Genomic DNA, 302 nt, shown 5'->3' with positions numbered 1-302 from the left:
ATGGCACGACAACAACAACAGTGATCAAAGATGGTGCGGACGGCGAATCACCAACGGCGACAGTAGTCGACAACGGCGACGGCACGCACACAGTGACGATCACAAATCCAGACGGCACAACAACGACGACAGTCATCAAAGATGGTGTTGACGGAGTAGACGGTAAAGATGGTGTATCACCAACGGCGACAGTAGTCGACAACGGCGACGGCACGCATACAGTGACGATCACGAATCCAGATGGCACGACAACAACAACAGTGATCAAAGATGGTGCGGACGGCGAATCACCAACGGCGACA

The 302-nt window shown here is 53.6% G+C and carries 1 protein-coding gene; it reads left to right on the top strand.

Annotation, left to right across the window (positions count from 1 at the left end; all coding sequences use genetic code 11):
- The coding region (locus ERX37_RS11310) for a collagen-flanked surface repeat-containing protein (RefSeq protein WP_208001700.1) at window positions 1-302 on the top strand (302 nt) is incomplete at both ends.

This window comes from Macrococcus hajekii (genome assembly GCF_004359505.1).
In the GTDB taxonomy this organism is placed as follows: Bacteria; Bacillota; Bacilli; order Staphylococcales; family Staphylococcaceae; genus Macrococcus; species Macrococcus hajekii.
Note: the sequence above shows the minus strand (reverse complement) of the source record. Positions and strands in the feature narration are given on the sequence as shown.